Origin of the sequence: Neisseria sp. HMSC058F07 (assembly GCF_001810035.1) — a bacterium.
In the GTDB taxonomy this organism is placed as follows: Bacteria; Pseudomonadota; Gammaproteobacteria; order Burkholderiales; family Neisseriaceae; genus Neisseria; species Neisseria perflava.
In genome coordinates this window covers 1-6,433 of the sequence record NZ_KV799666.1, presented here as the reverse complement: position 1 = coordinate 6,433, position 6,433 = coordinate 1, and the positions used below count along the sequence as shown (strand labels likewise).

Annotated in this window: 1 protein-coding gene, 2 tRNA genes and 3 rRNA genes; all 6 read right to left on the bottom strand. The window is 49.9% G+C overall.

Going from position 1 to position 6,433, the window contains the following annotated elements; all coding sequences use genetic code 11:
• Positions 1–296 precede the first annotated feature (296 nt).
• The 6 genes from HMPREF2696_RS01980 to HMPREF2696_RS01950 all read right to left on the bottom strand — a co-directional run bounded on the left by HMPREF2696_RS01980 (position 297) and on the right by HMPREF2696_RS01950 (position 6,151).
• Positions 297–584 (bottom strand): ComEA family DNA-binding protein, encoded by a 288-nt coding sequence (locus HMPREF2696_RS01980; RefSeq protein ID WP_004520163.1) that lies wholly within the window; start codon positions 582–584, stop codon positions 297–299.
• A gap of 316 nt (positions 585–900) precedes the next feature.
• A 5S ribosomal RNA gene (gene rrf, locus HMPREF2696_RS01970) occupies positions 901–1,014 on the bottom strand.
• 96 nt (positions 1,015–1,110) lie between these two features.
• Positions 1,111–3,999: ribosomal RNA gene (locus HMPREF2696_RS01965) — 23S ribosomal RNA — on the bottom strand.
• Between the two features lie 348 nt (positions 4,000–4,347).
• Positions 4,348–4,423 (bottom strand) — tRNA-Ala (locus HMPREF2696_RS01960).
• Between the two features lie 5 nt (positions 4,424–4,428).
• Positions 4,429–4,505, bottom strand: a tRNA-Ile gene (locus HMPREF2696_RS01955).
• A 105-nt stretch (positions 4,506–4,610) separates the two neighbouring features.
• Positions 4,611–6,151, bottom strand: a 16S ribosomal RNA gene (locus HMPREF2696_RS01950).
• Together the 16S, 23S and 5S rRNA genes with 2 tRNA genes alongside form the textbook arrangement of a ribosomal RNA operon.
• Positions 6,152–6,433 lie beyond the last annotated feature (282 nt).

Sequence of the window (6,433 nt, the reverse complement as noted above, 5' to 3'; positions counted from 1 at the left end):
CGTTGCCAAGATCGAAACCAGCAGCATCACCACCAGCAGCTGTATCAAGGAGTAGCCCCTCTGCACAGTTGCCCTATCCCATTTTCTGTCAAATGCCTTTAAGTACATATCTTTCTTCCCTTTATCTTCTATATCTCTATCCAACAAGAGGCACCCTATCCGTTTATCCCTTCACCCCATGTAAAGTCTCCACTGGTTCAAGTTTTATTCCCACCCCCAAACAAAGCCGCCCCGTGGCCCAACCGGCAAACGGTTCGGCCTCGGGGCGGCATATACGGCACAAACGTCCGTCAGACTTATTTTTTCACGGCAGGCTGCGCGGCCTTAGGCGCGGCAGAAGAAACCGTCGCCTCCGCCTTCAACTTGTTCAGCACCGCATCACCGATGCCCTTCACGTTTTTCAGCTCCTCCACCGATTTGAACGCACCGTTCTTCTGACGATATTCCACAATCGCTTTCGCCTTAGCCGGGCCGATACCCGGCAATGCCTCCAGTTCGGCAGAAGAGGCCGTATTGACGTTCACGGCAGCCAAAGAGAATGCCGTACACACGGCGGCAAAGACACCAAATAAAAATTTCTTCATCAGGGTTTTCCTATAACGTGTTGGATTGAATCAACCGGGCCGGCTGCAGGACAGTTTTACTTCCCCGCAGACACTGCCACACGACAGTAGAACACGGCCCTATTCCATATAAATGCATACGACATAATAACGCAAATACCGTTCGATTTCAAATATTCTAAACAGTTAACCGTAACTTTCGGCACTTTATGTTCAAGAATAACAACATAGTTATCATCCTTTAATTTAAACAACAAGAATGCACGAGTCATCAAACCGACAGAACCGACAGGCATGTAAAAAGCCCCCGACATCAGTCGGGGGCTTCGGAATGGGTGTTTGGCGGTGACCTACTTTCACATGGAAGAACCACACTATCATCGGCGCTGAGTCGTTTCACGGTCCTGTTCGGGATGGGAAGGCGTGGGACCAACTCGCTATGGCCGCCAAACTTAAACTGTTACAAATCGGTAAAGCCTTAATCAATATATTTGGTGATGACTGAATCAGTCAGTAAGCTTTTATCTCTTGAAGTTCTTCAAATGATAGAGTCAAGCCTCACGAGCAATTAGTATGGGTTAGCTTCACGCGTTACCGCGCTTCCACACCCCACCTATCAACGTCCTGGTCTCGAACGACTCTTTAGTGTGGTTAAACCACAAGGGAAGTCTCATCTTCAGGCGAGTTTCGCGCTTAGATGCTTTCAGCGCTTATCTCTTCCGAACTTAGCTACCCGGCTATGCAACTGGCGTTACAACCGGTACACCAGAGGTTCGTCCACTCCGGTCCTCTCGTACTAGGAGCAGCCCCCGTCAAACTTCCAACGCCCACTGCAGATAGGGACCAAACTGTCTCACGACGTTTTAAACCCAGCTCACGTACCACTTTAAATGGCGAACAGCCATACCCTTGGGACCGACTACAGCCCCAGGATGTGATGAGCCGACATCGAGGTGCCAAACTCCGCCGTCGATATGAACTCTTGGGCGGAATCAGCCTGTTATCCCCGGAGTACCTTTTATCCGTTGAGCGATGGCCCTTCCATACAGAACCACCGGATCACTATGTCCTGCTTTCGCACCTGCTCGACTTGTCGGTCTCGCAGTTAAGCTACCTTTTGCCATTGCACTATCAGTCCGATTTCCGACCGGACCTAGGTAACCTTCGAACTCCTCCGTTACTCTTTGGGAGGAGACCGCCCCAGTCAAACTGCCTACCATGCACGGTCCCCGACCCGGATTACGGGTCTGGGTTAGAACCTCAAAGACACCAGGGTGGTATTTCAAGGACGGCTCCACAGAGACTGGCGTCTCTGCTTCAAAGCCTCCCACCTATCCTACACAAGTGACTTCAAAGTCCAATGCAAAGCTACAGTAAAGGTTCACGGGGTCTTTCCGTCTAGCAGCGGGTAGATTGCATCTTCACAACCACTTCAACTTCGCTGAGTCTCGGGAGGAGACAGTGTGGCCATCGTTACGCCATTCGTGCGGGTCGGAACTTACCCGACAAGGAATTTCGCTACCTTAGGACCGTTATAGTTACGGCCGCCGTTTACTGGGGCTTCGATCCGATGCTTGCACATCTTCAATTAACCTTCCAGCACCGGGCAGGCGTCACACCCTATACGTCCACTTTCGTGTTAGCAGAGTGCTGTGTTTTTAATAAACAGTCGCAGCCACCTATTCTCTGCGACCCTCCAGGGCTTACGGAGCAAGTCCTTAACCTTAGAGGGCATACCTTCTCCCGAAGTTACGGTATCAATTTGCCGAGTTCCTTCTCCCGAGTTCTCTCAAGCGCCTTAGAATTCTCATCCTGCCCACCTGTGTCGGTTTGCGGTACGGTTCGATTCAAACTGAAGCTTAGTGGCTTTTCCTGGAAGCGTGGTATCGGTTACTTCATGTCCGTAGACACTCGTCGTCACTTCTCGGTGTTAAGAAGACCCGGATTTGCCTAAGTCTTCCACCTACCGGCTTAAACAAGCTATTCCAACAGCTTGCTAACCTAACCTTCTCCGTCCCCACATCGCATTTGAATCAAGTACAGGAATATTAACCTGTTTCCCATCGACTACGCATTTCTGCCTCGCCTTAGGGGCCGACTCACCCTACGCCGATGAACGTTGCGTAGGAAACCTTGGGCTTTCGGCGAGCGGGCTTTTCACCCGCTTTATCGCTACTCATGTCAACATTCGCACTTCTGATACCTCCAGCACACTTTACAATGCACCTTCATTGGCCTACAGAACGCTCCCCTACCATGCCAGTAAACTGGCATCCGCAGCTTCGGTTATAGATTTGAGCCCCGTTACATCTTCCGCGCAGGACGACTCGACCAGTGAGCTATTACGCTTTCTTTAAATGATGGCTGCTTCTAAGCCAACATCCTGGCTGTCTGGGCCTTCCCACTTCGTTTACCACTTAATCTATCATTTGGGACCTTAGCTGGCGGTCTGGGTTGTTTCCCTCTTGACAACGGACGTTAGCACCCGCTGTCTGTCTCCCGAGGAACCACTTGATGGTATTCTTAGTTTGCCATGGGTTGGTAAGTTGCAATAACCCCCTAGCCATAACAGTGCTTTACCCCCATCAGTGTCTTGCTCGAGGCACTACCTAAATAGTTTTCGGGGAGAACCAGCTATCTCCGAGTTTGTTTAGCCTTTCACCCCTATCCACAGCTCATCCCCGCATTTTGCAACATGCGTGGGTTCGGTCCTCCAGTACCTGTTACGGCACCTTCAACCTGGCCATGGATAGATCACTCGGTTTCGGGTCTACACCCAGCAACTGTTCGCCCTATTAAGACTCGGTTTCCCTACGCCTCCCCTATTCGGTTAAGCTCGCTACTGAATGTAAGTCGTTGACCCATTATACAAAAGGTACGCAGTCACACCACAAGGGTGCTCCCACTGTTTGTATGCATCAGGTTTCAGGTTCTATTTCACTCCCCTCCCGGGGTTCTTTTCGCCTTTCCCTCACGGTACTGGTTCACTATCGGTCGATGATGAGTATTTAGCCTTGGAGGATGGTCCCCCCATATTCAGACAGGATTTCACGTGTCCCGCCCTACTTTTCGTACGCTTAGTACCACTATTGAGATTTCGAATACGGGACTATCACCCACTATGGTCAAGCTTCCCAGCTTGTTCTTCTATCTCGACAGTTATCACGTACAGGCTCCTCCGCGTTCGCTCGCCACTACTTGCGGAATCTCGGTTGATTTCTTTTCCTCCGGGTACTTAGATGGTTCAGTTCTCCGGGTTCGCTTCGCTTATCCTATGTATTCAGATAAGGATACCTCCTAAGAGGTGGGTTTCCCCATTCGGACACCGCGGGATCATAGCTTTATTGCCAGCTCCCCCACGCTTTTCGCAGGCTTACACGTCCTTCGTCGCCTATCATCGCCAAGGCATCCACCTGATGCACTTATTCACTTGACTCTATCATTTCAAGAACCTCTTTGACTTCGTTTGCCTACCCGTTGACTAGGGAAGCAAACTTGAAATTCCTACTTTGATAAAGCTTACTGCTTTGTTGTGTCTTAATCCTGCCTTTTGTGTTTCAGGATTAAGTCGATACAATCATCACCCAAATACTGTGTTTGTTTCCTTTTCTCTTGCGAGAGATTTTTCATCCTTTGCAAAGAACAAAAAATTAAAACAAACTCATTGTCTTTGTTTGTTGATTTCGGCTTTCCAATTTGTTAAAGATCGATGCGTCAATATTTCACTTCGCAAATCAAAATAAGCTGCTAAGTATAGCAGGCTTCCTTTGATTTGTAAAGTTCTTGGTGGAGGCAAACGGGATCGAACCGATGACCCCCTGCTTGCAAAGCAGGTGCTCTACCAACTGAGCTATGCCCCCGTTCTTGGTGGGTCTGGGAGGACTTGAACCTCCGACCCCACGCTTATCAAGCGTGTGCTCTAACCAGCTGAGCTACAAACCCGGATTCTCTTCTTAAGCGAATCTTGTCTTCACTCAAGCTTTTCTCTTCCGCATCTTTTACAGTTTACCGATAAGTGTGAATGCATCAGGCCTCTTCTTTCTCTAGAAAGGAGGTGATCCAGCCGCAGGTTCCCCTACGGCTACCTTGTTACGACTTCACCCCAGTCATGAAGCATACCGTGGTAAGCGGGCTCCTTGCGGTTACCCTACCTACTTCTGGTATCCCCCACTCCCATGGTGTGACGGGCGGTGTGTACAAGACCCGGGAACGTATTCACCGCAGTATGCTGACCTGCGATTACTAGCGATTCCGACTTCATGCACTCGAGTTGCAGAGTGCAATCCGGACTACGATCGGTTTTGTGAGATTGGCTCCACCTCGCGGCTTGGCTACCCTCTGTACCGACCATTGTATGACGTGTGAAGCCCTGGTCATAAGGGCCATGAGGACTTGACGTCATCCCCACCTTCCTCCGGCTTGTCACCGGCAGTCTCATTAGAGTGCCCAACTAAATGATGGCAACTAATGACAAGGGTTGCGCTCGTTGCGGGACTTAACCCAACATCTCACGACACGAGCTGACGACAGCCATGCAGCACCTGTGTTACGGTTCCCGAAGGCACTCCTCCGTCTCTGGAGGATTCCGTACATGTCAAGACCAGGTAAGGTTCTTCGCGTTGCATCGAATTAATCCACATCATCCACCGCTTGTGCGGGTCCCCGTCAATTCCTTTGAGTTTTAATCTTGCGACCGTACTCCCCAGGCGGTCAATTTCACGCGTTAGCTACGCTACTAAGCAATCAAGTTGCCCAACAGCTAATTGACATCGTTTAGGGCGTGGACTACCAGGGTATCTAATCCTGTTTGCTACCCACGCTTTCGAGCATGAACGTCAGTGTTATCCCAGGAGGCTGCCTTCGCCATCGGTATTCCTCCACATCTCTACGCATTTCACTGCTACACGTGGAATTCTACCTCCCTCTGACACACTCTAGTCACCCAGTTCAGAACGCAGTTCCCAGGTTGAGCCCGGGGATTTCACATCCTGCTTAAGTAACCGTCTGCGCTCGCTTTACGCCCAGTAATTCCGATTAACGCTCGCACCCTACGTATTACCGCGGCTGCTGGCACGTAGTTAGCCGGTGCTTATTCTTCAGGTACCGTCATCAGCTGTCGGTATTAGCAACAGCCTTTTCTTCCCTGACAAAAGTCCTTTACAACCCGAAGGCCTTCTTCAGACACGCGGCATGGCTGGATCAGGCTTGCGCCCATTGTCCAAAATTCCCCACTGCTGCCTCCCGTAGGAGTCTGGGCCGTGTCTCAGTCCCAGTGTGGCGGATCATCCTCTCAGACCCGCTACTGATCGTCGCCTTGGTAGGCCTTTACCCCACCAACTAGCTAATCAGATATCGGCCGCTCGAATAACGCAAGGCCCGAAGGTCCCCTGCTTTCCTCCTCAGAGAATATGCGGTATTAGCTAATCTTTCGATTAGTTATCCCCCATTACTCGGTACGTTCCGATATATTACTCACCCGTTCGCCACTCGCCACCCAAGAAGCAAGCTTCTCTGTGCTGCCGTCCGACTTGCATGTGTAAAGCATGCCGCCAGCGTTCAATCTGAGCCAGGATCAAACTCTTATGTTCAATCTCTAACTTATAACTTCTGGTCTGCTTCAAAGAAACCGACAGGACAATGTCTAAAACATCATCTTGTCTGTCTTTCAAACAGTGTGAGGCCTAATGCACTCACACTTATCGGTAATCTGTTTTTTAAAGAGCGAATCGAATTATACAGTACATTTAGCAAATGTCAACTAAAATTATCGAAAATTCTAACTAACTGTGTTATACTGTCTGCTTCGTTTTCTTCACCGCGTCAGCAGCGAAGAACCGAACTATACGCCTACCTACAAAACCAGTCAACAC

Coding starts and splice junctions, on each gene's coding strand:
- HMPREF2696_RS01980 (WP_004520163.1), bottom strand. CDS start 584: ATGAAGAAATTTTTATTTGGTGTCTTTGCCGCCGTGTGTACGGCATTC.